Genomic DNA, 23,309 nt, shown 5'->3' on the forward strand with positions numbered 1-23,309 from the left:
GATGGAAACACAACACATACCCAAGGCGGGAGGCCGGTTTGGGCAACAGAGAGACAAGAGGGAACACGACCATGAAAAAGGTTCTTTTCGCGACGACCGCGTTGGTCCTGACGGCCGGCATCGCTGCGGCAGACGTCACCATCTCGGGCTACGGCCGCACCGGCGTGCTGTATCAAGAAGACGGCGTTCGCGGCGACCGCGTTGACGCTGCTGGCAACGTCTACTCCGCCAGCGACGCAATCGTTCAGTCGCGTCTGCGCATGAACATCGACGCGACGACCTCGACCGACCAGGACGTCGAATTCGGTGGCCGCATCCGCATCCAGTGGGATCAGGGCGACCAGGAAACCACCGTTGCACCCGGCTACGTCTACGTGACCTCGAACGGTCTGACCGTCGAAATCGGTAACTCGAACACCGCCTACGACTCGGCCGCTCTGATGTACAACTCGGAAATCGGCATCTACTCGCGTTCGTTCGGCAACTCGCGCGGCGATTTCTTCGCCTACAACACCGACGGCTACCCCAGCTACCAAAACGTCATCGACGCCACCAACCAGCGTCGCGCCGACTACATGGGCGTCCTGGTCAAGTATGCCATCGCCGGTGTGAACCTGCGCTTCTCGCAAGTTGATCCCGACCAAGTCTATGACAACCTGGGTGGCGACGACGAGAAGGAATACAGCGTCTCGGCCGACTACGTCTGGAACGACATGCTGACCCTGTCGGCTGCCTATGTGAAGAACGGTGCTGGCATCGACGACAACGACCAGTTCTTCGTCGGTGGTGAATACGCCTTCAACGACAAGACCGACATCGGCATGCTGTACTTCGACAACGGCGAAGTCGAAAACGACGATTCGGAACTGGGCAAGACCGTCACCCTGTACGGCAGCTACGAAGTTGCACCGCTGACCACCGTCAGCGCCTACGTCACCAACAATGACGCAGAAGACAACGACACCGACAATGCCTACGGTCTGGGTGCTTCCTACGACCTGGGCGGCGCAAAGCTGGCCGGTTCGGTTCAGCGTGGCTACAACGAAAAAGTCACCGCCGACATGGGCGTCCAGTTCAACTTCTGATCTGATCCAGATCACGCAGTTGCGGAAAGAGCGGGCCTTGCGCCCGCTCTTTTCTTTATGTTCAGTGGCTTCATGGGTTTGACAGATATCACCAGCCGCCTTGCCGCGGCCGAAGCCGCCACAGGACGCGCCCCAGGCAGCGTCACGCTGATCGCCGTCAGCAAGGTCCAGCCGAACGAACGCGTCCGGGCCGTGCTGGATGCGGGCCACCGCGTGTTCGGTGAAAACTATGTCCAGGAGGCGCAGGGCAAATGGCCCGACTGGCGCCGGGATTTCGACGGCATCGACCTGCATATGATCGGGCCGTTGCAGTCCAACAAGGCCAAGCAGGCCGTCCAGCTGTTCGACGCGATCCACACGCTGGACCGCATGACGCTGGCCCGCAAGCTGGCCGCGCAGATTGAGGAACAGGGCCGCCATCCGCAACTGTTCGTGCAGGTCAATACCGGGGACGAACCGCAAAAGGCGGGCATCCTGGTGGATGAGCTGCCGGGCTTTCTGTCATCCTGCGCACAGCTGGAGCTGACCCCCACCGGCCTGATGTGCATCCCCCCCGAAGGGCTGGACCCGCAGCCGCATTTCGCCTTGCTGCGCAAGCTGGCCGCCGATCACGGCCTGCCCCATTTGTCGATGGGCATGAGCGCCGATTTCGAAACCGCCGTGGCCGAGGGCGCGACCCATATCCGCGTGGGATCGGCCATCTTCGGCGCGCGTGACTACGGCTGACCCGTCAGGGGTATTTGAACAAAGAAGAAACCGGCGGGACGATCAGCGTGGTGTCGGGGACCGCACGTTCCGCGATCCAGCACAGGTCGCGGCGCGCGAAGGCGATGCAGCCCTCGGTTCCGAAATGCGGGCGGCGCCATTGGTGCAGGAAAATGGCCGATCCGCGCCCCGCTCTGGCCTCCGGCCAGTTCCAGTCGGTGGTCAACACCAGATCGTAAAGCGGATCGGCGCGGCGCATCCGTTCATGGCTGTGGGCAAAGGGCGCGCGGACATGGTGGTTGTAATCCGCGTGCCCGCTGGCGTCGCACCACAGGTCGGCAGGCCCTATGGGGCGCGCCCATGCAGTGGGGCGTTGCAGGCGGTCGGGGCGGTACCACAGGCCGGTGATGCGGTGAACGCCGATGGGGGTGGCACCGTCGCCTTCGCGCTTGGCGGCGGTCAAGCCCGCCTTGCCGATGGCGCAGGGGATGGTGCGCCCGTGAAAGCGCAGGCCTGCGGGCGTCAGGACCATATCGACGGGGGTCACAGCAGATGTCCCGATTTTTCGGCCTTGGTGTCCAGGTAGTCGGTGTTGTGGCGGTTGCGCGGCGTGATCAGCGCCACGCGTTCCGGCACCGCGATGCCGTGGCTTTCCATCATCGCGACCTTGCGCGGGTTGTTGGTCATCAGTCGTGTCGCGCTGAATCCAAGGCCCCGCAGCAGCGCGGCGCCGATGCGAAAGTCGCGCTCGTCATCCTCGAAGCCAAGGCGGTGGTTCGCCTCGACCGTGTCGAAGCCCTGGTTCTGCAGGTCATAGGCGCGCATCTTGTTGGCCAGCCCGATGCCCCGCCCTTCCTGGTTCAAATAGAGCAGCACCCCCGCCCCCGCCTGCCCCATGGCATCCAGCGCGGCGCGCAGCTGCGGGCCGCAATCGCATTTCAGGCTGCCCAACACGTCGCCGGTGAAGCAGGCCGAATGCAGGCGCGCCAGCACGGGGGCATCACGCGGCGGATCGCCGATCTCGACCGCGTAATGTTCGGCACCGCCATCGTCGGGGCGGAAGATATGCAGGCGCGACCGCTCGGCCCATTGCAGCGGCAGGCGGGCGGCGGCAACGGGTGCCATCGCGGATTCGGTCGCAAGCTGCGCGATCACCGGGCCGGGCTGCAATCGGGTCAGTCCGGCGGGCGCGGGGGCGGGCACCAGCAGCATCGCGGGAAGCAGCTGCGCCGATTTCGCCAGCGCCAGCGCCGCCCGATGCGCAGTCACGTCGCCCCCCCGTTCGGATGTCAGCGGACCCTTCATCGGCGTCATCAGATCGCCCGACGGGTCCGCCAGCGCCTGCAGCCATGCCAGATCCGCGCCTTGCGGTACGATCACCCGCGCGACGCCCGGATCATAGGCCCGCGCCTTCAGCGTCAGCGCGCGGCGGTCGGTCAGCGCCAGAACCGGCTGCGCCAGCGCCCGCAGATCGGCCAGCCGAGCGGGTGACAAGGTCTCGACCGCTGCCGCGATATGGTCGCCCAAGACGACGGGCAGGCCCATCCGCAGGTCGGCACGGGCGCGGGCGATGGTTTCGGCAAGGGTCGGGATCAGGCTCATCGGGCCACGCATTCTTGAAACATAGTGAAACATAACGCGCGTTTCCGACAACTCCATGTGAGAATTCCGACATGTTGCTGGACGGAGCGGGTCGCGCACCCCACTCAAGTATCAACAAGCCATAGGAGGCAACATGCCCGGACTTAAAAAAATCCTGCTGGTCGATGACGAGGAAGACCTGCGCGAAGCCCTGGCCGAACAGCTGGTGGCCACCGACGATTTCGACGTGACCGAAGCCGGAACCGGCGCCGAAGCCGTCGAGGCCACCAAGAATGCCATTTTCGATCTGGTCGTTCTGGATGTCGGCCTGCCCGACACGGACGGGCGCGAATTGTGCAAGAAGCTGCGCAAGTTGAACGTGAAATGCCCCATCGTGATGCTGACCGGCCATGACACCGATGCCGACACGATTCTGGGTCTGGACGCGGGCGCCAACGACTATGTCACCAAGCCGTTCAAATTCCCCGTCCTGCTGGCCCGCCTGCGCGCCCAGCTGCGCACGCATGAACAGTCCGAGGACGCGATCTTCCAGTTGGGGCCGTACACGTTCAAACCGGCGATGAAGATGCTGATTGATCAGAAGGACCGCAAGATCCGTCTGACCGAAAAGGAAACCAACATCCTCAAGTTCCTGTATCGCGCCCAGGACGGCGTCGTGCCGCGCGACGTGCTGCTGCACGAGGTCTGGGGATATAATGCCGGCGTCACCACGCACACGCTGGAAACCCACATCTATCGCCTGCGCCAGAAGATCGAGCCGGACCCCTCGGCGGCGCGTCTGCTGGTGACGGAATCGGGCGGCTATCGTCTGGTCGCCTGACGCGCGGGACGGTCGTTCCCGAAGCGGTTCCAGCCCCGGATCGGCAGGCTTTCGCCGGTGCAATCAGGGCGGGAACCGGGACGGGATTTCGACGTTGGAACCATGAAGCCCAGTGGCCGGTGGATGCGGCCACACCCTCCCTCCCTGTTGGACTGCCCGGTGTTTTCGCACCGGGCATTTTTTTCAGCCCCGCCCGTGGGGTTCGTTCCAATCGGCATCGGGTCCGACGGGGATAATACGATGCGGATTGATCATGTCGTGGCTGTAGTAATAGTGCCGCATGAAATGCTCGGGATGGACGGTTCCGGCCACGCCGGGCCGTTGATACAGCTCGCGCGCCCAGGCCCAGATGTTGGGATAGTCGACGATGCGGCGGCGGTTGCATTTGAAATGGGTGTGATAGACCCCGTCAAAGCGGAAGACCGTTGTCAGCAGCCGCCAATCGGCCTCGGTCAGGTGGTCGCCGGCCAGATAGCGGTTTTCCGAAAGCAGCCCCTCGATCCAGTCGAGGCTGGCGAAAAGCGGCCCTACCGCCTTGTCATAGGCCTGCTGGGATGTCGCGAAGCCCGCCTTGTAGACGCCGTTGTTGACCGTGTCATAGACCCGGTCGTTCACCTGGTCGATCCGGTCGCGCAGATCGACCGGATAGTAATCGTCGTGGTTGCCGGTGATGTCGTCAAAGGCGGAATTGAACATGCGGATGATGTCGGCGCTTTCGTTCGACACGATGCTGCCGGTCTGCTTGTCCCACAGCACGGGAACCGTGACGCGTCCGGTCATGTCGGGCTGCACCTTCAGATAGACCTGGCGCAGGTAATCCAGCCCGAACTGGCGGTCGCCCGTTGCGCCTTCGAAATCGGTGCGGAACTCCCACCCCTCGGACAGCATCTCGGGGTGGACGACCGAGATGTCGATGTGATCCTCCAGCCCCTTGACGGCGCGGAAGATCATCGTGCGATGCGCCCAAGGGCAGGCATGGCTGACATAAAGATGATAGCGCCCGCTTTCGGCCTTATGGCCATCCTCGCCCGACGGGCCAGCACTGCCATCCGCGGTCACCCAATCGCGGAATTTGGCCGCGTCGCGCTTGAATTCACCGCCATTGCTGTCGGTATCGTACCATTGGTCCTTCCAGACCCCGTTCACCAGTTGGCCCATCTTTCATTCCTTTCGTGATCCGTTGCGCCAACGGATGGCAGGCCGATCCGTTCCGGCGCTCAGCCGATGGCGCGATCGCGGGTTTCGGTGCGGATCAGCATCAGGGCCGCCGCCGCCAGCACCAGCAGCAGGGCAAAGATGCCGATCGCCAGGGTGAAGCTGCGGGTGAAGACCACGGCCAGCAGGCTGGGCGCCAGGATGCCGCCAAGCCGCGCGACCGCGCTGGCCGTGCCCATGCCCGTGCCGCGCAGATGGGTCGGATAAAGTTCGGGCGTGAAGGCATAAAGCGCGCCCCAGGTCCCCAGCAGCGCAAAGCTCATCAGGATCAGCGCGGTGGCGACCATTGCGGTGCCGCTGGCCATGGTGAACAGGAAACAACCCGCCGCGCTGAGCAGCAGGAAACCCGCGAGGGTCGGACGCCGGCCCAAGGCCTCGACCCCCCATGCGGCCAGCGCGTATCCGGGGATCTGCGCCAGGGCCAGGATCACCAGGAAGCCATAGCCGCGCACGAAGCCGAAGCCTTCGCTGGCCAGTTGCCCCGGGACCCAGATGAAGACGCCGTAATAGGACAGCGACACCAGGAACCACACCGCCATGACGCCAAGCGTCGACCGGCGCAGTGGTTCCGAGAAGATCGAGGTGGCGACGCCCGACGGCACATGGGCCGCCTGAAGATGCGCGTCGGGCGGCAGGGGCGATGCGCCGTTGATGTGCAGAATGCGGTTGATGACGGTGCGCGCCTCGGCCTGTCGGCCCTTACGGACCAGGTACATCGGCGATTCGGGCACCCAGAAGCGCAGGCCGAAGCCGATCACCGCAGGCAACGCCGCCACGAAGAAGATCCAGCGCCACGGTGCCTCGGCGCCCATGCCGGCGGCGGCCCATGCGGTCAGGGCCACGACGATGGTGCCCACCGCCCAGAAACCCTCCAGCCAGACCAGCCAGCGGCCCCGCGACCGTGGTGGCAGGAATTCGGCCATCATCGCGTAATCGACAGGCAGCGTGCCGCCGACCGCGACGCCCGTCAGGAAACGCAGCACCAGCAGCAGCGTGAAATCCCCCGCCATGACCGAGGCCAGGCCAAAGACCGCATCCATCGCGACGGTGGCGATCAGCACCCATTTGCGCCCCACCCGGTCGGCCAGCCGCCCGAAGGCGAAGGCGCCCACGAACATGCCCAGGAAGAAGACCGTCCCGATGTTCAGCGCCGTGACACGGTCCAGCCCGAAGGTCGTGGCGATCGAGGGCCAGGCAAAGCCCACCGCGATGACCTGCATCGCATCCGCCGCCCAGACCAGCCCGAAAAGGAACAGCAGGCGCCACTGGAACAACCCGGTGCCGCCGCGGGTCAAGGCCTCGTCGATGGTCAGTTTCATGGTGATGTCCCCCGATACATCCTGCGTCACCCTTGCATAGCGCGGGCGGCGCACATGGCAAGCCTTGACCTCGACAGGCTGCGGACCCGCCGCTAGGGTCCGCGCGAAACCCGCCAAGGAGTGCCGCCATGTTCACCATCGCCACCTGGAACATCAACTCGGTCCGCCTGCGCGAAGGCTTGGTCGCCCGCTTTCTGGCCGAGGAAGGCCCCGACGTCCTGTGCCTGCAGGAATGCAAGTCGCCCGTCGACCTGATCCCGGTCGAACAGTTCCGCGCGCTTGGATACCATCACATGGTCGCGCGCGGGCAGAAGGGCTATAACGGCGTGGCGATCCTGTCGCGCCTGCCCATCACCGATGCGGGCGACCGCGATTACGCGCAGCTGGGCCATGCCCGCCATGTCGCTGCGCGGATGGAAAACGGCGTCACCATCCACAACATGTACATCCCCGCCGGCGGCGACATCGCCGATCGCGAGGTGAACCCGAAATTCGGTCAGAAGCTGGATTTCCTGACCGAGATGCGCGACGTCTTTTACGCCGACCGCCCCACGAAATCGATCATGGTCGGCGATTTCAACATTGCCCCGCGCGAGGATGACGTCTGGTCGCACAAGCAGCTGCTGAAGGTCGTCAGCCACACGCCGATCGAGGTCGACCATCTGCTGACCGCGCAGGATGCGGGCGATTGGGTGGACGTGACACGGCAGGACATCCCCGAAGGTCTGCTCTATTCGTGGTGGAGCTATCGCGCGAAGGATTGGGACGGTGCCGACAAGGGGCGGCGCCTGGACCATATCTGGGCGACGCGCGACATCGCCCAGGCGGCCCATGGCAGCAGGGTGCTGCGTCCGCTGCGGGGCTGGGAAAAGCCCAGCGACCACGTTCCGGTCATGGCCCGCTTCGACCTGTAAGAAAAAAGCCGCCCCTGCAACGGGGCGGCTTCTGGATCAGGCCGAGCTTTCGTCGCCCAGCGCGTGACCGTCCAGGTCCAGGATATCCTCGTCCTGGCGGTCCCAGTCGCGGCGCTCATCCTCGGTCGCGCGGGGCGAGAACCAGCCCGTCAGCGCGTAAAGGATGCCGATCAGCGGCGCGGTCCAGCAGGCGAAGGCCAGCGGGATATAGAGCAGGTTCGTCAAATCGCCGCTCATGATGTTCAGCGACAGGGCCGTGATGACGAAGGCACCGCCCGCATTCCACGGGATCAGCGGCGACATCATCGTCCCGCCCTCCTCGACGGCGCGCGACAGGTTCAGCGTCGAATAGCCCATGCCGCGATACAGCGGCGCATACATCCGGCCCGGCAGCGCGATCGAGATATAGGGATCGCCCGCCACGACGTTGGTGGCAAAGGCGGTCGCGATGGCGCTGCTCTGGACGGCGGAGAAGCTGGTGACGCGGCTGATGATCGCGTTGATGATCGATTCAAGGCACCCGGTGCGTTCCAGTGCACCGCCAAAGCCCAGCGCGATCAGCATCAGCGAGATGGTCCACATCATCGACTGGATGCCGCCCGCGTTCAGCAGGCTGTCGATGTCCGCGACACCGGTCTCGATCGAGTATCCGTCCTGGGCATAGCTGAAGACGTCATGCAGCCCCGCGCCCTGCCAGAACACCGCGACGATGGCGCCCAGCAGCACGCCGGTGAACAGCGACGGCAGCGGCGGACGCTTGGCGATGGCCAGTACCACGACGACCAGCGCCGGGATCAGGGGAATGATGCCCAGCGTGAACTGCGCCGACAGGGTGTCGGTGATGGCGTCGATGCGCTCAAAGCTGGTCGCGGCCGGGGTAATCAGCGCATAGCCGGCCACCAGATAGACCGTCAGTGCGATCAGCATGGCGGGCACCGTGGTCGGCAGCATGTTCTTGATGTGGTCGAAGATGTTGACCCCCGTCACCGCCGGGGCCAGGTTCGTCGTGTCCGACAGGGGCGAAACCTTGTCGCCGAAGAAGGCGCCGGACACGATCGCCCCCGCGGTCCAATAGGGCGGGATGCCGAAGCCCGCGCCGATCCCCATCAGCGCGACGCCGATGGTCCCGACCGTGCCCCAGCTGGTCCCCAGCGACAGCGACACCACCGCACAGAGGATCATCGCCGCCGCCAGGAATATCTGCGGGTTCAGCAGCGTCAGCCCGTAATAGATCAGCGTCGGAACCGTCCCGGATGCGATCCAGACCCCGATGATCATGCCCACGACGATCAGCACCGACAGCGACGGCATGGACACATGGATGACGTGAAAGACCCCTTCGCGGATATCCATCCATTTCTGACCGCGCAGCACGCCCAGCAGACCGGTGATCGCAAGCCCCAGCACCAGCGGGATGTGTGGTGTGAAATCGCCATAGTAGAAAAGCTGGATCGCCAGCAGCCCCAGCGTCAGCACGATAGGCAGCAAGGCCAGGTGCAGCGGCGGCAGGTCCCGCGTCGTTTCTGTGGTTTCGCTCATCCGGTTCCCCATTCTCTCTCGACGTTGTCGTCACATGCCCGTGAGGGCGTGATGGGGCGGTAACGCGCAATCCGCCCTTTTGTTCAACGCCTTCACCCCCCATATTGGGCGGGACCATGCGAACCGAATGATCCGGGGACAAGATGACAATGCTTTTCGATGGTGCGGGCAACGCACCCAAGACGGACGAATTTATCAAGGACGTGTCGCAGGCCGACTTCATGAAAGAGGTCGTCGAGGCCTCGATGGACGTGCCGGTCATCGTCGATTTCTGGGCACCCTGGTGCGGTCCGTGCAAGACCCTGGGCCCGATGCTGGAATCCGAGGTCGCCCGTCACAAGGGCCGCGTGCGCATGGCCAAGGTCAATGCCGACGAAAATCAGGCCATCCTGGGCCAGCTGCAGATCCAGTCGCTGCCGACCGTCTATGCCTTCTTCAAGGGTCAGCCGGTCGACGCCTTCCAAGGCGCGCTGCCGCAAAGCCAGATCAAGCAATTCGTCGACAAGCTGGCCGAGATGGGCGGCGATGACGGCGGCTTGGCCGATGCCATCGCCGCGGCCGAACAGATGATCCTCGACAACGAGGCCGCCGACGCCATCGAGACCTTCACCGCCATCATCGGCGAGATGCCCGACAGTGCCGAAGCTTGGGGCGGCTTGATCCGCGCCCATCTGGCCGCCGGCGACCATGCCGCCGCTGCCGCCACCCTGACGCAGGTCCCCCCAGCCATCGCAGGGTCGAACCCCGTCGAGGCCGCCCGCGCCCAGCTGCAACTGGCCCAACAGGCCGAAAGCGCAGGTCCTCTGGACGACCTGCAGGCTCGCGTCGATGCCGATCCGACCGATCAGCAGGCCCGGCTGGAACTGGCCCGCGCGCTGCATGCCGCCGGTCAGGTCGAACAGGCGATCGACATCCTGCTGGAAAGCTTCCGCATGGATCGCGACTGGAACGAGGGCGCGGCCAAGGCCCAGCTGATCACCATCTTCGACAGCCTGCCCGGCAAGGACCCGCTGGCACAAAAGGGCCGGCGCCGCCTGTCCTCGATGATCTTCGCCTGATCCATGGCATTGCGTCTGGACCTGCCCGAGCGCATCGCGCTGTTCCCCCTGTCGGGGGCAGTGCTGATGCCGCGCGCCCGCCTGCCGCTGCATATCTTCGAACCCCGCTATCTGCAGATGATCGAGGATACGCTGAAGACCGGCCACCGCCTGATCGGCATGGTCCAACCCGAGGCCGACGGGCTTTCGGCCATCGGATGCGCCGGACGCATCGTGTCGTTCAACGAAAACGACGACGGGCGGATGATGATCTCTCTGGGGGCCATATCGCGTTTCCGGCTGCTGGACGTGCAGGACAGCTTTGCCCCCTATCTTCAGGCAAAGGTGGACTGGTCCTCGTTCGCACGCGACCGGGGCAAGCCCGAACATGATCCGGCGATGGACCGCAAGGCGCTGTTCGACCTGCTGGCACGCTACATGGAAAGCCGGGACCTCTCGACCGATTGGGACGCCGCCGCCCAGGCCGAGGACGAGATGTTGATCAACTCGCTCTCGATGATGCTGCCCCTGTCGCATGGCGACAAGCAGGCATTGCTGGAATCCCCCACATTGGTCGATCGCCGCGAATTGCTGGTCGGCCTGATCGAATTCGCCCTGCGCGGCGACGAACCCGAGGAACGTCTGCAATGACCGAACCCGCCCATGACCGCCACATGCTCGAAGCGCTGGTCTGCCCGGTGACCCACACCACGCTGCATTACGATGCCGACAAGCAGGAACTGGTTTCCTCGGCCGCCGGCCTGGCCTTTCCGATCCGCGCCGGCATCCCGATCATGCTGATCGATGAGGCGCGCCAGATCCGCGCCGATGATTGACCGCGAACCCCGCCTGCCCCTTTGGGTGCGGGCGCTGATCCTGACCTGCCTGCTGGCCGAAGGGATCCTGAGCGTCGCCGATCTGGCGGGCTATCCTGCCCTGCGCCCGGCCACCTTCATGCTGGGGGCCTTCTGGTCGCCGCTGCTGATACAGGGGGTCGGCCTCTATCCCGGTCAGGGCGTGGCGATGTTCCTGACCTATGGTCTGCTGCATGGCGGCCTGCTGCATGTGGCGATGAACATGGTCTCGCTGGCCGCCATCGCGCGCGAACTGAACCGCATGATCGGACCGGGGGCGATGGCTCTGACCTATCTGGTCAGCCAGATCGCGGCGGCGCTGCTTTTTGCCGTGATGCAGCCGCAGGCGGGCCCGATGATCGGTGCCTCCGGCGCGGTCTTCGGCCTTGCGGGCGCGCTGGTCGGCTACGCCGCCATCAACCTGACGCGCCGCCGCAAGGCTCTGACGCCGCTTTTCCGGTCTGTTGGGCTGATCCTGCTGCTGAACGTCGCACTGACGGTGATGATGCCCTCGATCGCGTGGCAGGCCCATCTGGGCGGCGCCGCAGCAGGCTTGATCATCGGCCTTGCCTTGGGCATGCGCAGGTCCTGACCAAGCTTCTCCGTTGCGCCAATACCCTGCGGGGGTCCGGGGGCGCAAAGCCCCCGGCTTGCGCGGGACGCCATCAGCTTGCCCCGGCGTCCTTGCCCGTATCCTCGGCTTCCGGCACTTCTGCTTCGCCCTCGCCTTCGGCGGCCAACAGACGGCGCATCACGGGCCGGAACGTGTCGGCGGGTGTGTGGGCCAGCGTCGCCGCATCATCCTGGGGCGCGGCTGCCAGATGCTCGGCGATCAGCCTGTGACCCAGGCCATAACCGGTCCATTTGCGCAGATCGCCCTTGCCCAGGAACCAGCGCGCATGGTCGTAATCCAGCCGCGCCCATTCGTTCATTGCCTGCCGCGCGACGCCCGATGCCGGACGCACCGCATCCCACGGGTCGGGCTGGCCGCCCAGAACCCGCAACACGAAATGCCCAGCCAGCCCTTCGCTGACCAGGGCCGCCCCCAGCGACTTGCCATAGCCGGGGCCGTCCCACCGCATCAGGTGATGCAGTTCGTGGACCAGCGTGCGCATCAGATGCTCTTCGGAAAAGCGGTCGGGGTTCAGCGTCAGCTCGATGATGCCCGGTGACGGCGCATGGCCCGCCACGCCCCAATCGGGCATTCCGCCCCCCGGCAAAGCCCGGATCACCAGATCGAAATTCGGCAGATCGGCATGACCGCCGGCCAAGGCCACGGCCTGCTTGGCCGCGGCGCGGATATCGGCCATGTGGCGCGTCACCGCATGACGCGCGTTCAGAAAATGCATGGTCCAAAGTGTCATGTCGTTCCTGACGGTGCCTCAGACTTCGGGCACCAGAACCTCACGCTTGCCGACATGGTTGGCCGGGGACACGACGCCCTGGTCTTCCATCTGTTCGACAAGACGCGCGGCCTTGTTGTAACCGATCGCCAGCTTGCGCTGAATATAGCTGGTCGAGCATTTGCGATCCTTGGCCACGATCATGACGGCCTGGTCGTAAAGCGCGTCGTCGCCATTGTCGCCGCCACCCAGACCCAGAACCGCGTCGATATTGTCGGCCTTGTCATCCTCGGGGCCTTCGACCACGCCGGACTTATAGCTGGGCGGACCAAAGGATTTCAGATGGTTCACGATCTCCTCGACCTCTTCGTCGGAAACGAAGGGGCCGTGGATGCGGGTGATGCGCGCGCCATTGCCCATATACAGCATGTCGCCCTGACCCAGCAGCTGCTCGGCCCCCTGTTCACCCAGGATCGTGCGGCTGTCGATCTTTGATGTCACCTGGAAGCTGACCCGCGTCGGGAAGTTCGCCTTGATCGTGCCGGTGATGACATCGACGGATGGGCGCTGCGTGGCCATGATCAGGTGGATGCCCGATGCCCGCGCCATCTGCGCCAGGCGCTGGATGCAGGCCTCGATCTCCTTGCCCGCGACCATCATCAGGTCGGCCATCTCGTCGACGACGACGACGATATAAGGGAAGGCCTCGGGCTGGAATTCCTCGGTCTCCCAGATGGCGTCGCCGGTATCCTCGTCGAAACCGGTCTGGACGGTGCGCTTGAACATCTCGCCCTTGGACAGGGCCTCGGCCACGCGGCCATTGTAGCCTTCGATGTTGCGCACGCCCATCTTGGACATCTTGCGATAGCGGTCCTCCATTTCGCCCACGACCCATTTCAGGGCGACGACCGCTTTCTTGGGGTCGGTGACGACCGGGGACAGCAGATGCGGGATGCCGTCATAGACGGACAGTTCCAGCATCTTGGGGTCGATCATGATCAGCCGGCATTCATCCGGCGTCAGCTTGTAAAGCAGGGACAGGATCATCGTGTTGATGGCCACCGACTTGCCCGAACCGGTGGTCCCGGCGATCAGCAGGTGGGGCATCTTGGCCAGGTTCGCCACGATCGGATCGCCGCCGATATCCTTGCCCAGCGCCAGGGGCAGCGGATGCTTGCCGTCGCTAAAGGCGCGGCTGGCCAGGATTTCGCGGAAGGCGACCTTTTCACGCTTGGCATTCGGCAATTCGATCCCGATGACGCTGCGACCGGGCACGGTGCTGACACGGGCCGACAGGGCCGACATGGACCGCGCGATGTCATCGGCCAGCCCGATCACGCGGCTGGCCTTCAGGCCCGGCGCGGGTTCCAACTCGTAAAGCGTGACGACGGGGCCGGGGCGGACCTCGGTGATCTGGCCCTTGACGCCGTAATCGTCCAAGACCGCCTCCAGCGCGCGGGCATTCTCCATCAGCATCTCTTCCGAGATGGGCGCCTGATCGGCTTCGTCGGGCAGCGACAGCAGATCCAGGGGCGGACGTTCATAGCCGTTCGCATCGTCCTCGATCTCCGGCAGGGCGCGCGAGGCTGCGGGCTTGGGCGTCGCCTTGGGCAGGACCTTGGGCGCGGGCGCGTCCAGGCGCGTCATTGCATCTTCGGCGGGGGCGGGCACGCCGTCGCGCGCCAGCTTCGATGTCACAGCCTTCAGGACCGAGGATTTGGTCGCATGGCTGCGGATTGCGTCGCTGATGCGGCCGCGCACTTCCTCGTCAGTGGGGGCGTCGCCCTCGTAATCGGAATCGCGCTCGATCAGCTCGGGCTCGGGCATCTCCTCCTCCAGCTGGAAGGGCTGGGGTGCGGGACGCGCTCGGGCGGGGTTGGGTTCGACGCGGGGCTGACGGTCGTCAGTGGCGCGGGGCCTGCGCAGGCGCTGGACCAGCGCCCCGCCCGCATCGACCGCCCGCAGTGTGACGTGCAGCGCCGTGGCAAGACCGCGCAAGAAGCGCGTCTTCAGGGCCGTCAGTTCGGCCTTGCTGAAGCCCAGGACGAAAGCACCGGCACTGACCGTGGCCACCGCGACGATCAGCGCGGCCAGACGGATGCCCAGCTGCGCCTTCATCGGTAGCAAGTTCAGGAACGCGCCCATGATCATGTCGCCGAAATGGCCGCCCATGCCGTAATTCTGCTGCCATTCCGGACCCGGCGTCAGCGTGCTGCAATAGATCGAGACCAGAGCCACGGCGATGGGCGTGAAGATGCCGCGCATCAGCCGTTCCTCGCCCTTGTGCAGCATCAGGCGCAGGCCCCAGACGGCGGCGGCGGTCACCAGCATCCACGACCCATAGCCCGCGATCATCATCAGGGGCGCGGCGATGTACGCGCCAAAGCTGCCCAGCATGTTCTGGGCGGGCGCATCGGTCGCCGAAAGGAAGCTGGGATCGTCGGCCGACCAGCTGCCCAGCATCATGCCCACCAGCAGCGCCAGCAGGATCAGTCCGGCGCCCAGCAATTCCTTGCCGCGCCGTTCAAGGGCCGCCTGGGTGGTCTGGTCGAACAGCGGATCGCGGTGTTTCGCCTGCCAACTTGCCATCTGCTCATCCCCTCGCGTCGGTCATGTCATCGTAAAGCACGTCGCGCAGTCGCGTCAGTGCCGTCTCGGTCTGGTCCGCATCCGCGACCAGCGCCACGCGGATGAACCCGCGCCCCGGATTGTTGCCATCCACCTCGCGCGACAGATAGGCACCGGGCAGGACCTGGATGCCCGCCTGTTCCCACAGCTTGCGCGCGGCAGCCTCGCCATCGTCGACAGGCAGCCACAGGAAGAAGCCGCCATCGATGGGCAGGTATCCGGGAATGTTGCCGAAGATACGGTCGGCGATCCGGTATTTCACCTGATAAAGCGCGCGGTTCGCATCCGCATGGGCATCGTCGGACCATGCCGCCTGCGACACGCGTTGCACGGGCAGAGGCAAGGGTGCGCCCGCGAAACTGCGCAGCTTGCGCATCTTCGCGATCTGCGCGCGGCCCCCTGCGGCAAAGCCGGACCGTAGCCCCGGCAGGTTCGACCGCTTGGAGAGCGAATTGAACATCACCACCCGGTCGGCCAGACCCATATCCGTGGCAACCGCCAGCGCACTGGGGGGCGGGGTGTCTCGATAGATCTCGGAATAGCACTCATCCGAGAAGATCAGGAAATCATGGCGTTCGGCCAGCGCGACAAGCCGCTCCAGATAGTCGCGGTCCGCCATCGCGCCCTGCGGGTTGGCAGGCGAACACAGATAGGCGATGGCCACACAATCCAGCAGGTCGGGGTCCAGCGCGGCATAATCGGGCAGGTTGCCGGTTTCAGGCGTTGCGGGCAGAAAGACCGGGTCGGCATTCACCGCCGCCGCCGCCACGGCATAGACCTGATAGAACGGATTGGGCACCAGGATCGCGGGCCGCTGTCCGTTCTTGGTTTCCGGACACAGTGCCAGCGCCGCGTTGAACAGCCCTTCGCGCGTTCCGTTCAGCACCATCAGTCGGTCGGGGGTGACATCCAGCCCGTGGCGACGCCCCAGCCAGCCCGCGATCGCATCCAGCAGTTCGGGCGCGCCTTCGTTCGGGGGGTATTTCGCGAACTGCCCGATGCTGTCGGCCATCACCGGCCCGACGAAATCGGGCATGGGATGGCGGGGTTCGCCGATGGTCAGAACCATGGGGGATTCGCCCGGCGCAAGCCCCGGTTGAATGTCGGACAGCAATGCCCGCAACCGCGGGAACGCGTATTCCGGCAGGTTCGCGAACCGCTTGGGGAATGTCATCTCTGCCTCGCTTTCGGGGTCTTCGCCCCGTTCCTTGGCAGAAACTTTAGCGTGAACATGCCCTTGCGTCCAGCGAAACACCCGATCCGCGCGGGCCGCTGCCTAAGCGGCGGCCAGCGCCCTTTCGGCCCCCGCAGCGACGCGCAGCAGGTGCCGGTCCAGCCCCGCGTGACCCATCAGGGATATCCCGCAGGCAGGCAGCCCCGTCGGCAGCGTGACCGAGGGCAGTCCCAGCAGGTTCGCGATGCGGGTGTTGCGCAGCGTCAGCAGGTTGGCGCGGACGAATTGGGCCTGATCTTCCATCAGCCGCTTCGTGGCGGGGGGCAGGATCGGCACGGTCGGGACCAGCACGGCGTCGTAACCGCCGACGACCTCCTTGATCCACTTGCGGCGGATGCGGGTCAGGCTTTCCCATGCGGCGACGTAATCGGGACCGCTGACATCGGCGCCACCGCGGAAACGCTCAAGGATCGGCGCCCACATCAGTTCGGGCGCATCCTCGATCTGGGCGCGCCAGATGCCATAGGCCTCGGGGGCGAAGACCTGCGGCGACAGGGCCATCGCCTTGTCCAGCCAATCGGTCGAGACATGGGCGATCTGCGCCCCCGACTGCCCCAGCCGGTCCACCGCGTCCTGAAAGGCGGTGACCACGCCGGATTCGGCATCGTCGAAGGGCAACCCCTCCAGCACCATCAGCCGCAAACCCTTGACCGAGGCGTCCTGCAGGTCCGGCGCGGGCTGGTCGGCCATGATGGCGAACAGCTCGGCGCAGTCTTCGACCGTGCGGGCGATGGGGCCGGGAATGTCAAACTTGCGCGCCAGCGGCACCACGCCCTTTTCCGGCAGCGCGCCATGGGTCGGCTTGAAGCCCACCAGCCCGTTCCACGCGGCAGGCACACGCACCGATCCGCCCGTATCGGTACCGATCGCTGCCGCCGCCAACCCTAGGGCCACCGAAACCGCCGCCCCCGAGGACGACCCGCCCGGCGCAAGGTCCGGGTCCAGCGCATTGGGCGGCGTCGCGGTGACGGGGTTCAGCCCCAACCCGGAAAAGGCCAGTTCGGTCATATGGGTCTTGCCCAGGCAGACGGTGCCGCGACGCGCCGCGCGGGCCAGGATGTTGCCATCCTTGCGGGGCACGCGGCCTTCCAGCAGCTTGGATCCGGCCTCGGTCACGGTGCCGCCGCTGTCGATATTGTCCTTCCAGCTGATCGCCACCCCGTCCAGCAGGCTGTGACGGCGTTCCTGTTTGGCGCGGTCATGGGCGGCGACGGCCTCGGATCGGGCGCGGGCAGCGGTCAGGCGGGCATAGATGCGCGCGCAATCGGGGTGGTCCTTGGCGGCGGCCAGATAGGCCTCGGTCTGGTCGATGGGGTCAAGAAGGCCGGCAAGAATCGCGCGGCCCTGCTGGGTGGCGGACTGGAAACGCCACTCCATTCAGAAATCCACCGCGATGCCGTTCTTCTCGTAATCGCCGAAGCGCACCGCCTCGGGGCCGTCGCGACCGCCGTATTCGACCGGAAGGGGCTGATCGACGGCGGCCTTCCGCCGCGCCTCGGCCTCGGCCAGGGCGCGCTGCGCGGCGGGCGGCAGATCGGCGTTGTGGGTCTTGGTCGTATCACTCATGGAAACATCCCCCGAATGGGCGTATGGGTCGCGTTCAGTCTTGAACAACATCTAGGTGAAGGAAAGCGTTTTGGCAAAGCCGGGCGGCGATATGGCGCGAAAGGGCGCATTGCGATTGATCCAGGGGGTGCGCGACGGGCGGTCCCTGTCCGACCAGTCGGGGGCGCTGCGTGCGCTGCCCGTGGCAGACCAGGCCCGCGCGGCGCGGCTGGCGGCGGAAACGCTGCGCCATCAGGGCCGTGCGGATCAGGTGATCGAGGCTTTCGTGAACCGCACCCCGCCCCCGCAGGTGGCCGACGTGCTGCGCCTTGCCGTGGTCGAGATGCTGGAGCTGGGTGCCCCTGCCCATGGCGTCGTCGGCGCCGCGGTCGATCTGACCCGCACGCTTGGGCAGCGCGGTCAGGCGGCGGCGGGGATGGTCAACGCGGTGCTGCGCAAGGCCTCGGGCTTCGAAGGCTGGGCCGATCTGCCGCCCCAAGAATTGCCCGAATGGCTGCGCGATCCGCTGCTGGATGCCTATGACGAGGCGACCATGACCGCGATGGATGCCGCCCATCAGCGCGGCGCGCCCATCGACCTGACGCTGAAGCCGGGCGTCGAGCCGATCGAAGGCGGCGACCTGCTGCCCACCGGATCGCTGCGCATGCGCGGATCGGTCCAGGTCTCGGCGCTGCCGGGATTTGATGCGGGCGACTGGTGGGTGCAGGACGCCGCCGCCGCCCTGCCCGCCCGGATGCTGAACGCGCGGCTTGGCGAAAAGGTGGCCGATCTTTGTGCGGCGCCCGGCGGCAAGACCATGCAGCTGGCCGCCACGGGTGCCGATGTCTTCGCCATCGACATCAACGAATACCGCCTGAAGCGCGTCACCGAAAACCTGGCACGCTGCGGGCTGACCGCGACCGTCATCGCCGCCGATGCGCTGGAATGGGAACCCGATCAGCCGTTGGACGCCATCCTGCTGGATGCGCCTTGTTCGGCCACGGGCACCATCCGCCGCCACCCCGACATGCCCTTCATCCGCGACGGCTATGGCGTGGCCGAGCTGATCGAACTGCAGACCGCCATGCTGGATCACGCACTGACGCTGCTGCGTCCGGGCGGGCGGCTGGTCTATGCCACCTGCTCGCTGATCCCCGACGAGGGCGAGGTCCAGATCGAGGAGGCCCTGCAGCGCCACCCCGGCCTGACCGTCGAACACCCGACGCTGGACGGCATCGAACCCGCATGGATCACCCCCGAGGGTGGATTGCGCCTGCGGCCCGATTACTGGGCAGATCTGGGCGGCATGGACGGTTTCTACATGGCCTGCCTGCGAAAACCCGCCTGATCCCGATCCCTGCTGGACCTTGAGGCCCAGCAGGGGTAACTGACGCCTGACCAGATAAACGAGGCCCCCATGACCCGTCCCGTCGCCCTGAAGCGCGCCCTGATCTCGGTATCCGACAAGACCGGCCTGATCGATTTTGCACGGGCGCTTGACGCCCGCGGCGTGGAAATCCTGTCCACCGGCGGCAGCGCCAAGGCCATGCGCGAGGCGGGTCTGACCGTCATCGACGTGGCCGATGTGACCGGCTTTCCCGAAATGATGGATGGCCGCGTCAAGACGCTGCACCCGGTCGTCCATGGCGGTCTGCTGGCGCTGCGCGACAATGACGAACACCTGGCCGCGATGGAGGCCCATGGCATCGGCCCTATCGACCTGCTGGTGGTGAACCTCTATCCGTTCGAGGAAACCGTCGCCAAGGGCGGTGATTACGACGACTGCATCGAGAATATCGACATCGGCGGCCCCGCCATGATCCGTGCGGGCGCCAAGAACCACGGTTTCGTCAACGTCATCGTCGACGTGCAGGATTACGACGCCCTGCTGGCCGAACTGAACGACAACGGCGGCGCGACGACGCTGGAATTCCGCCAGCGTCAGGCTCAGATCGCCTATGCCCGCACCGCCGCCTATGACGCGGCTGTCAGCAGCTGGATGGCGGGCGCGATCGGTGAGCACCAGCCCCGCCGCCGCGCCTTTGCCGGTACGCTGGCCCAAGGGCTGCGTTACGGTGAAAACCCGCATCAGCAGGCCGCCTTCTATCGCAACGACGAATCCCGCCCCGGTGTCGCCACCGCGACCCAGCATCAGGGCAAGGAACTGTCCTACAACAACATCAACGACACCGACGCGGCCTTTGAACTGGTCGCGGAATTCGACCCCGCCCAAGGCCCCGCCTGCGCCATCATCAAGCACGCCAACCCCTGCGGCGTGGCACGGGGCGAGACCGCGCTCGAGGCCTACAAGCGGGCCTTCGACTGCGACCGCACCTCGGCCTTCGGCGGCATCATCGCCCTGAACCAGCCGCTGGACGGCGCGACGGCGGAAGAGATCGTCAAGATATTCACCGAGGTCGTCATCGCCCCCGATGCCGATGAGGACGCCAAGCGCATCTTCGCCGCCAAGAAGAACCTGCGCCTGCTGACCACCGGCGGTCTGCCCGACGTGACGGCGGCGGCCACGACCTTCCGCCAGGTCGCGGGCGGTTTCCTGGTGCAGGGCCGCGACAACGGTCGCATCACCCGCGACGATCTGAAGATCGTCAGCGAACGCCAGCCCTCGGAAGATGAACTGGCCGACCTGCTGTTCGCTTGGAACGTCGCCAAGCACGTCAAATCGAACGCCATCGTCTATGCCAAGGACCTGGCCACCGTGGGCATCGGCGCGGGCCAGATGAGCCGCGTCGACAGCACCCGCATCGGCCGCCGCAAATCCGAGGATATGGCGCAGGCGATGGGCCTGTCGCAGCCCCCGACCATTGGATCGGCCGTCGCATCGGATGCCTTCTTCCCCTTCGCCGACGGTATCGAGGCCCTGGCCGAGGCCGGTGCACGCGCCGTCATCCAGCCCGGCGGATCGATGCGCGACGACGAGGTCATCGCCGCCGCCAACCGCCTTGGTCTGGCCATGGTGCTGACCGGCCAGCGCCACTTCCGCCACTGATGGGCGGCCCTTCCAAGACAGGCGGGGCCACGCGCGGCAAGGGGAAACCCGTGTCGCGCGGCGACATGCGCATGGTCGCCTGGGTCGCCGGTGCCATCTTCGTGCTGGATCAGGCGCTGAAATACCTGGTCGTCCACATGATGCAGCTGGACGTCAAGCGGTCCATCGACGTGTTGCCGCCCTGGCTGAACCTGCGCATGGCCTGGAACCAGGGCGTGAATTTCGGCCTGATGTCCTCGGAACAGTTCCTGATGCGCTGGATCCTGGTGGGCATCGCGGTGGCGATTTGCCTCTGGGTCTGGATCTGGGTCTGGCGCGGGAACTTCGGGCGCATCGCCAAGGTCTCGGCAGGGTTCCTGATCGGGGGGGCCCTGGGGAACGTGGTCGACCGCATCCTCTATGGCGCAGTGGCCGATTTCCTGAACATGTCGCTGCCGGGATGGCAGAACCCCTACAGCTTCAACGTTGCCGACATTGCGATCTTTGCGGGTGCCATCGGCTTGGTGCTGATGCCGCAAAAGCCCGCCGATGACGCCAAACCGGCGGCAAGGCCCGCGGCGAAACCCAAAGCCGCGCCAAAGACCGTCAAGCCGGCCCCCGCCCAGCACAGGCAGGGCGACCTGTTCAGGGACGGGACCCCGCGCGACAGCACGCGTGACGGCGATGGAAAATCGGGCTAGAACGGCCCAAAGGACGAAGGGGCAGGACATGCGGACAATCGCGCTGATGATCGGAATGGCGGCTGTGACGGCCCTGGGGGCCTGTTCGGGCGAACCACGGCTGAACAACCTCAAGGCCGGACAGGCGGGACCGGACGAATTCTCGATCCTGCCGACGCGGTCGCTGTCGATGCCGCCCGATCTGGCGGTGCTGCCCGCGCCGACGCCGGGGGGTGCCAACATCACCGATCCGAACCCGCAGGGCGATGCGGTGGCGGCCCTGGGCGGCAATCCCGACCGCCTGCGCGACCAGGGCATCGGCGCGGCCGACCAGGCGCTGGTGGCCCAGGCCACGCGCACCGGCACCGATCCGGCCATCCGCCAGACGCTGGCGACCGAAGACGCCAGATGGCGGTCCCGGAATGGCCGGCGCCTGCTGGAACGTGTCTTCGGCACCTCGGTCTATCAGCGCGCCTATGCGCCGATGGCCCTGGATGGGTCCGATGAACAGCTGCGCTGGCAGCGGGCGGGCGCGATCACCTCGACCTCTCCGGCACCCAGGGGCCAATAGGTCTTGGCGGCGGTCTTCGACCCTTCGGCCCCCGGTTTCGGGGCCGATCCCTGGCCCGCCTATGCCGCGCTGCGCGACAGGCCCGGCCTGCCCCATTGGGACAGCTTCGGCGGTTATCTGGCCAGCCGGATGGAGGATGTCCGCGCCATCGCCCTGGACCGCCGCATGGTGCGGGGCGCCGCCGCCTTTGCCGATGCGGATGAACTGCGCCGCATCCAGATCGCCGCGAATTTCCACGACATGCCGTTTCACGAACGCTTCGTGCAGACATCCATGCTGGAGATCGACGGCCCCGCCCATGACAAGCTGCGCCGCGCGGTCTTTCCGTTCTTCACCAAGACGCGACTGGAAAGCCTGCGCGGCTTTGTCACGGGTTGGGTCGACCGCGCGCTGGACCGGCTGATCGCGCAGCGACGCATCGATTTCATCGCCGATCTGGCGGCCCATCTGCCCGGTCAGGTCATCGGGCACCTGATCGGCACGGCCCCCGAACTGGCCCCGCAGATGACCCTTTGGTCCGAGGATGTCGTCAGCTATTTCGACATCGACCGGACGGCGGCCAAAAAGGCCCGCGCCGAGGAATCGACCCGGCAGTTCGCGGAATTGCTGGAGGATCTGCACGCCGCCCGCAGCGCCGCGCCCCGCGACGACCTGATGTCGCAGATGATCCAGGCGGAACAGGCCGGGCTGATGACCCATGACGAGGTGATCGCCACGATCATGCAGATCCTGCATGCGGGCCACGGATCGACCATCGACGTGATGGGCAGCGGGCTGCACGCGCTGCTGACCCATCCGGACCAGCTGGCCCTGCTGCACGCCGATCCGTCGCTGATGCCGCTGGCTGTGCAAGAAATGTTCCGCTTTGCCGCCCCCCTGCCCTTCTTTCACCGCTTTGCATCGCAGGACCTGACGATCTGCGGGCAGGACTGGCCCAAGGGAACGAAATTCGGGCTGCTTTACGCCAGCGCGAACCGCGATCCGGCGGCCTTTGCCGACGCCCATCGGCTGGACATCACGCGGCGCCCGAACGTGCATCTGGCCTTTGGCGCGGGTCCGCATGTTTGCTTGGGCAACAATCTGGCGCGGCTGAACATGGAAATCCTGTTCGCCGCCCTTCTGGACCGCGCGCCCGCCCTGGCGCTGGACGGGCCGGTGCGGTGGAAATCCGGCCTGCAGGCGCATGGCCCGACCTGCCTGCCGCTGGTGCTGGACCGATAGGGCCGACCCCG

The 23,309-nt window shown here is 65.9% G+C and carries 23 protein-coding genes; 13 read left to right on the forward strand and 10 right to left on the reverse strand.

Annotated elements, in window-relative coordinates; translation table 11 throughout:
• Positions 1-71 precede the first annotated feature (71 nt).
• Both DKT70_RS14555 and DKT70_RS14560 read left to right on the forward strand, forming a co-directional pair.
• Positions 72-1,085: a porin gene (locus DKT70_RS14555; protein WP_111559822.1), complete on the forward strand. Its 1,014-nt coding sequence runs from the start codon at positions 72-74 to the stop codon at positions 1,083-1,085.
• A gap of 57 nt (positions 1,086-1,142) precedes the next feature.
• Positions 1,143-1,811, forward strand: coding sequence for a YggS family pyridoxal phosphate-dependent enzyme (locus tag DKT70_RS14560; RefSeq protein WP_267895662.1), 669 nt, complete (start codon positions 1,143-1,145; stop codon positions 1,809-1,811).
• 4 nt (positions 1,812-1,815) lie between these two features.
• On the opposite strand, the gene DKT70_RS14565 is transcribed toward DKT70_RS14560, so the two are convergent.
• Together DKT70_RS14565 and ribA are read right to left on the reverse strand one after the other, a co-directional pair.
• Positions 1,816-2,337, reverse strand: a complete 522-nt coding sequence (locus DKT70_RS14565) for a L,D-transpeptidase family protein (RefSeq protein WP_233490596.1) — start codon at positions 2,335-2,337, stop codon at positions 1,816-1,818.
• Positions 2,334-3,392, reverse strand: coding sequence for a GTP cyclohydrolase II (gene ribA, locus DKT70_RS14570; protein WP_111559823.1), 1,059 nt, complete (start codon positions 3,390-3,392; stop codon positions 2,334-2,336). Before ribA ends, DKT70_RS14565 begins: the two co-directional genes overlap by 4 nt.
• A 133-nt stretch (positions 3,393-3,525) precedes the next feature.
• On the opposite strand from ribA, the gene DKT70_RS14575 reads away from it, so the two are divergent.
• Complete coding sequence (locus tag DKT70_RS14575) at positions 3,526-4,212, forward strand: response regulator transcription factor (RefSeq protein WP_072297535.1); 687 nt, start codon at positions 3,526-3,528, stop codon at positions 4,210-4,212.
• A gap of 183 nt (positions 4,213-4,395) precedes the next feature.
• Here DKT70_RS14575 and DKT70_RS14580 read toward each other — a convergent pair whose 3' ends face one another.
• Both DKT70_RS14580 and DKT70_RS14585 read right to left on the reverse strand, forming a co-directional pair.
• The gene (locus DKT70_RS14580) at positions 4,396-5,370 is read right to left on the reverse strand and encodes a glutathione S-transferase family protein (protein WP_111559824.1); all 975 of its coding nucleotides are present in this window, start codon (positions 5,368-5,370) and stop codon (positions 4,396-4,398) included.
• A 59-nt stretch (positions 5,371-5,429) separates the two neighbouring features.
• Positions 5,430-6,746 carry an MFS transporter gene (locus DKT70_RS14585; protein WP_111559844.1) on the reverse strand — a complete coding sequence of 439 codons (1,317 nt, stop codon included), beginning with the start codon at positions 6,744-6,746 and terminating at the stop codon, positions 5,430-5,432.
• Positions 6,747-6,874: 128 nt separating this feature from the next.
• Between DKT70_RS14585 and DKT70_RS14590 the strand changes: the two genes are divergently transcribed.
• The gene (locus DKT70_RS14590; protein ID WP_111559825.1) at positions 6,875-7,660 is read left to right on the forward strand and encodes an exodeoxyribonuclease III; all 786 of its coding nucleotides are present in this window, start codon (positions 6,875-6,877) and stop codon (positions 7,658-7,660) included.
• 36 nt (positions 7,661-7,696) lie between these two features.
• On the opposite strand, the gene nhaC is transcribed toward DKT70_RS14590, so the two are convergent.
• Positions 7,697-9,199, reverse strand: coding sequence for a Na+/H+ antiporter NhaC (gene nhaC, locus DKT70_RS14595; RefSeq protein ID WP_111559826.1), 1,503 nt, complete (start codon positions 9,197-9,199; stop codon positions 7,697-7,699).
• Between the two features lie 143 nt (positions 9,200-9,342).
• Between nhaC and DKT70_RS14600 the strand changes: the two genes are divergently transcribed.
• The 4 genes from DKT70_RS14600 to DKT70_RS14615 are packed head-to-tail and all read left to right on the forward strand — an operon-like array spanning position 9,343 to position 11,682.
• Positions 9,343-10,257, forward strand: coding sequence for a tetratricopeptide repeat protein (locus tag DKT70_RS14600; RefSeq protein WP_111559827.1), 915 nt, complete (start codon positions 9,343-9,345; stop codon positions 10,255-10,257).
• Between the two features lie 3 nt (positions 10,258-10,260).
• Positions 10,261-10,887 carry an LON peptidase substrate-binding domain-containing protein gene (locus DKT70_RS14605; protein ID WP_072297525.1) on the forward strand — a complete coding sequence of 209 codons (627 nt, stop codon included), beginning with the start codon at positions 10,261-10,263 and terminating at the stop codon, positions 10,885-10,887.
• Positions 10,884-11,072, forward strand: a complete 189-nt coding sequence (locus DKT70_RS14610) for a Trm112 family protein (protein ID WP_072297523.1) — start codon at positions 10,884-10,886, stop codon at positions 11,070-11,072. Before DKT70_RS14605 ends, DKT70_RS14610 begins: the two co-directional genes overlap by 4 nt.
• Positions 11,065-11,682: a rhomboid family intramembrane serine protease gene (locus DKT70_RS14615; protein WP_158530068.1), complete on the forward strand. Its 618-nt coding sequence runs from the start codon at positions 11,065-11,067 to the stop codon at positions 11,680-11,682. Before DKT70_RS14610 ends, DKT70_RS14615 begins: the two co-directional genes overlap by 8 nt.
• A 73-nt stretch (positions 11,683-11,755) precedes the next feature.
• Here the strand turns inward: DKT70_RS14615 and DKT70_RS14620 are convergent, their stop codons facing one another.
• From DKT70_RS14620 to DKT70_RS14640, 5 genes are all read right to left on the reverse strand, one after another.
• Entirely contained in the window at positions 11,756-12,454 is a 699-nt protein-coding gene (locus DKT70_RS14620; protein ID WP_111559829.1) for a DUF2268 domain-containing putative Zn-dependent protease, read from the reverse strand.
• 18 nt (positions 12,455-12,472) lie between these two features.
• The gene (locus DKT70_RS14625) at positions 12,473-15,022 is read right to left on the reverse strand and encodes a DNA translocase FtsK (RefSeq protein WP_111559830.1); all 2,550 of its coding nucleotides are present in this window, start codon (positions 15,020-15,022) and stop codon (positions 12,473-12,475) included.
• Between the two features lie 4 nt (positions 15,023-15,026).
• Complete coding sequence (locus DKT70_RS14630) at positions 15,027-16,235, reverse strand: aminotransferase class I/II-fold pyridoxal phosphate-dependent enzyme (RefSeq protein WP_111559831.1); 1,209 nt, start codon at positions 16,233-16,235, stop codon at positions 15,027-15,029.
• A gap of 102 nt (positions 16,236-16,337) precedes the next feature.
• Positions 16,338-17,672 (reverse strand): amidase, encoded by a 1,335-nt coding sequence (locus DKT70_RS14635; RefSeq protein WP_111559832.1) that lies wholly within the window; start codon positions 17,670-17,672, stop codon positions 16,338-16,340.
• Positions 17,673-17,861, reverse strand: a complete 189-nt coding sequence (locus tag DKT70_RS14640) for a DUF1674 domain-containing protein (RefSeq protein WP_108503265.1) — start codon at positions 17,859-17,861, stop codon at positions 17,673-17,675.
• Positions 17,862-17,952: 91 nt separating this feature from the next.
• Between DKT70_RS14640 and DKT70_RS14645 the strand changes: the two genes are divergently transcribed.
• The 5 genes from DKT70_RS14645 (at position 17,953) to DKT70_RS14665 (ending at position 23,298) form a co-directional block, all read left to right on the forward strand.
• The gene (locus DKT70_RS14645; protein WP_111559845.1) at positions 17,953-19,188 is read left to right on the forward strand and encodes an RsmB/NOP family class I SAM-dependent RNA methyltransferase; all 1,236 of its coding nucleotides are present in this window, start codon (positions 17,953-17,955) and stop codon (positions 19,186-19,188) included.
• Positions 19,189-19,257: 69 nt separating this feature from the next.
• Positions 19,258-20,847 (forward strand): bifunctional phosphoribosylaminoimidazolecarboxamide formyltransferase/IMP cyclohydrolase, encoded by a 1,590-nt coding sequence (gene purH, locus DKT70_RS14650; RefSeq protein ID WP_111559833.1) that lies wholly within the window; start codon positions 19,258-19,260, stop codon positions 20,845-20,847.
• A complete protein-coding gene (lspA, locus tag DKT70_RS14655) occupies positions 20,847-21,527 on the forward strand; it encodes a signal peptidase II (protein ID WP_407672218.1) in 681 nt (226 codons plus the stop codon). Before purH ends, lspA begins: the two co-directional genes overlap by 1 nt.
• Positions 21,528-21,555: 28 nt before the next feature.
• Positions 21,556-22,077, forward strand: coding sequence for a DUF3035 domain-containing protein (locus DKT70_RS14660; protein ID WP_111559834.1), 522 nt, complete (start codon positions 21,556-21,558; stop codon positions 22,075-22,077).
• A 3-nt stretch (positions 22,078-22,080) separates the two neighbouring features.
• Positions 22,081-23,298 (forward strand): cytochrome P450, encoded by a 1,218-nt coding sequence (locus DKT70_RS14665; RefSeq protein WP_111559835.1) that lies wholly within the window; start codon positions 22,081-22,083, stop codon positions 23,296-23,298.
• Positions 23,299-23,309: the final 11 nt, after the last annotated feature.

Source organism: Paracoccus sediminilitoris (genome assembly GCF_003259195.1).
Taxonomy (GTDB): Bacteria; Pseudomonadota; Alphaproteobacteria; order Rhodobacterales; family Rhodobacteraceae; genus Paracoccus; species Paracoccus sediminilitoris.

Excerpts from the sequence above, each read along its gene's own strand:
- DKT70_RS14555 (WP_111559822.1), top strand. The coding sequence starts at position 72 with ATGAAAAAGGTTCTTTTCGCGACGACCGCGTTGGTCCTGACGGCCGGC.
- DKT70_RS14560 (WP_267895662.1), top strand. The coding sequence starts at position 1,143 with ATGTTCAGTGGCTTCATGGGTTTGACAGATATCACCAGCCGCCTTGCC.
- ribA (WP_111559823.1), bottom strand. The coding sequence starts at position 3,392 with ATGAGCCTGATCCCGACCCTTGCCGAAACCATCGCCCGCGCCCGTGCC.
- DKT70_RS14575 (WP_072297535.1), top strand. The coding sequence starts at position 3,526 with ATGCCCGGACTTAAAAAAATCCTGCTGGTCGATGACGAGGAAGACCTG.
- DKT70_RS14580 (WP_111559824.1), bottom strand. The coding sequence starts at position 5,370 with ATGGGCCAACTGGTGAACGGGGTCTGGAAGGACCAATGGTACGATACC.
- DKT70_RS14585 (WP_111559844.1), bottom strand. The coding sequence starts at position 6,746 with ATGAAACTGACCATCGACGAGGCCTTGACCCGCGGCGGCACCGGGTTG.
- DKT70_RS14590 (WP_111559825.1), top strand. The coding sequence starts at position 6,875 with ATGTTCACCATCGCCACCTGGAACATCAACTCGGTCCGCCTGCGCGAA.
- nhaC (WP_111559826.1), bottom strand. The coding sequence starts at position 9,199 with ATGAGCGAAACCACAGAAACGACGCGGGACCTGCCGCCGCTGCACCTG.
- DKT70_RS14600 (WP_111559827.1), top strand. The coding sequence starts at position 9,343 with ATGACAATGCTTTTCGATGGTGCGGGCAACGCACCCAAGACGGACGAA.
- DKT70_RS14605 (WP_072297525.1), top strand. The coding sequence starts at position 10,261 with ATGGCATTGCGTCTGGACCTGCCCGAGCGCATCGCGCTGTTCCCCCTG.
- DKT70_RS14610 (WP_072297523.1), top strand. The coding sequence starts at position 10,884 with ATGACCGAACCCGCCCATGACCGCCACATGCTCGAAGCGCTGGTCTGC.
- DKT70_RS14615 (WP_158530068.1), top strand. The coding sequence starts at position 11,065 with ATGATTGACCGCGAACCCCGCCTGCCCCTTTGGGTGCGGGCGCTGATC.
- DKT70_RS14620 (WP_111559829.1), bottom strand. The coding sequence starts at position 12,454 with ATGACACTTTGGACCATGCATTTTCTGAACGCGCGTCATGCGGTGACG.
- DKT70_RS14625 (WP_111559830.1), bottom strand. The coding sequence starts at position 15,022 with ATGGCAAGTTGGCAGGCGAAACACCGCGATCCGCTGTTCGACCAGACC.
- DKT70_RS14630 (WP_111559831.1), bottom strand. The coding sequence starts at position 16,235 with ATGACATTCCCCAAGCGGTTCGCGAACCTGCCGGAATACGCGTTCCCG.
- DKT70_RS14635 (WP_111559832.1), bottom strand. The coding sequence starts at position 17,672 with ATGGAGTGGCGTTTCCAGTCCGCCACCCAGCAGGGCCGCGCGATTCTT.
- DKT70_RS14640 (WP_108503265.1), bottom strand. The coding sequence starts at position 17,861 with ATGAGTGATACGACCAAGACCCACAACGCCGATCTGCCGCCCGCCGCG.
- DKT70_RS14645 (WP_111559845.1), top strand. The coding sequence starts at position 17,953 with ATGGCGCGAAAGGGCGCATTGCGATTGATCCAGGGGGTGCGCGACGGG.
- purH (WP_111559833.1), top strand. The coding sequence starts at position 19,258 with ATGACCCGTCCCGTCGCCCTGAAGCGCGCCCTGATCTCGGTATCCGAC.
- lspA (WP_407672218.1), top strand. The coding sequence starts at position 20,847 with ATGGGCGGCCCTTCCAAGACAGGCGGGGCCACGCGCGGCAAGGGGAAA.
- DKT70_RS14660 (WP_111559834.1), top strand. The coding sequence starts at position 21,556 with ATGCGGACAATCGCGCTGATGATCGGAATGGCGGCTGTGACGGCCCTG.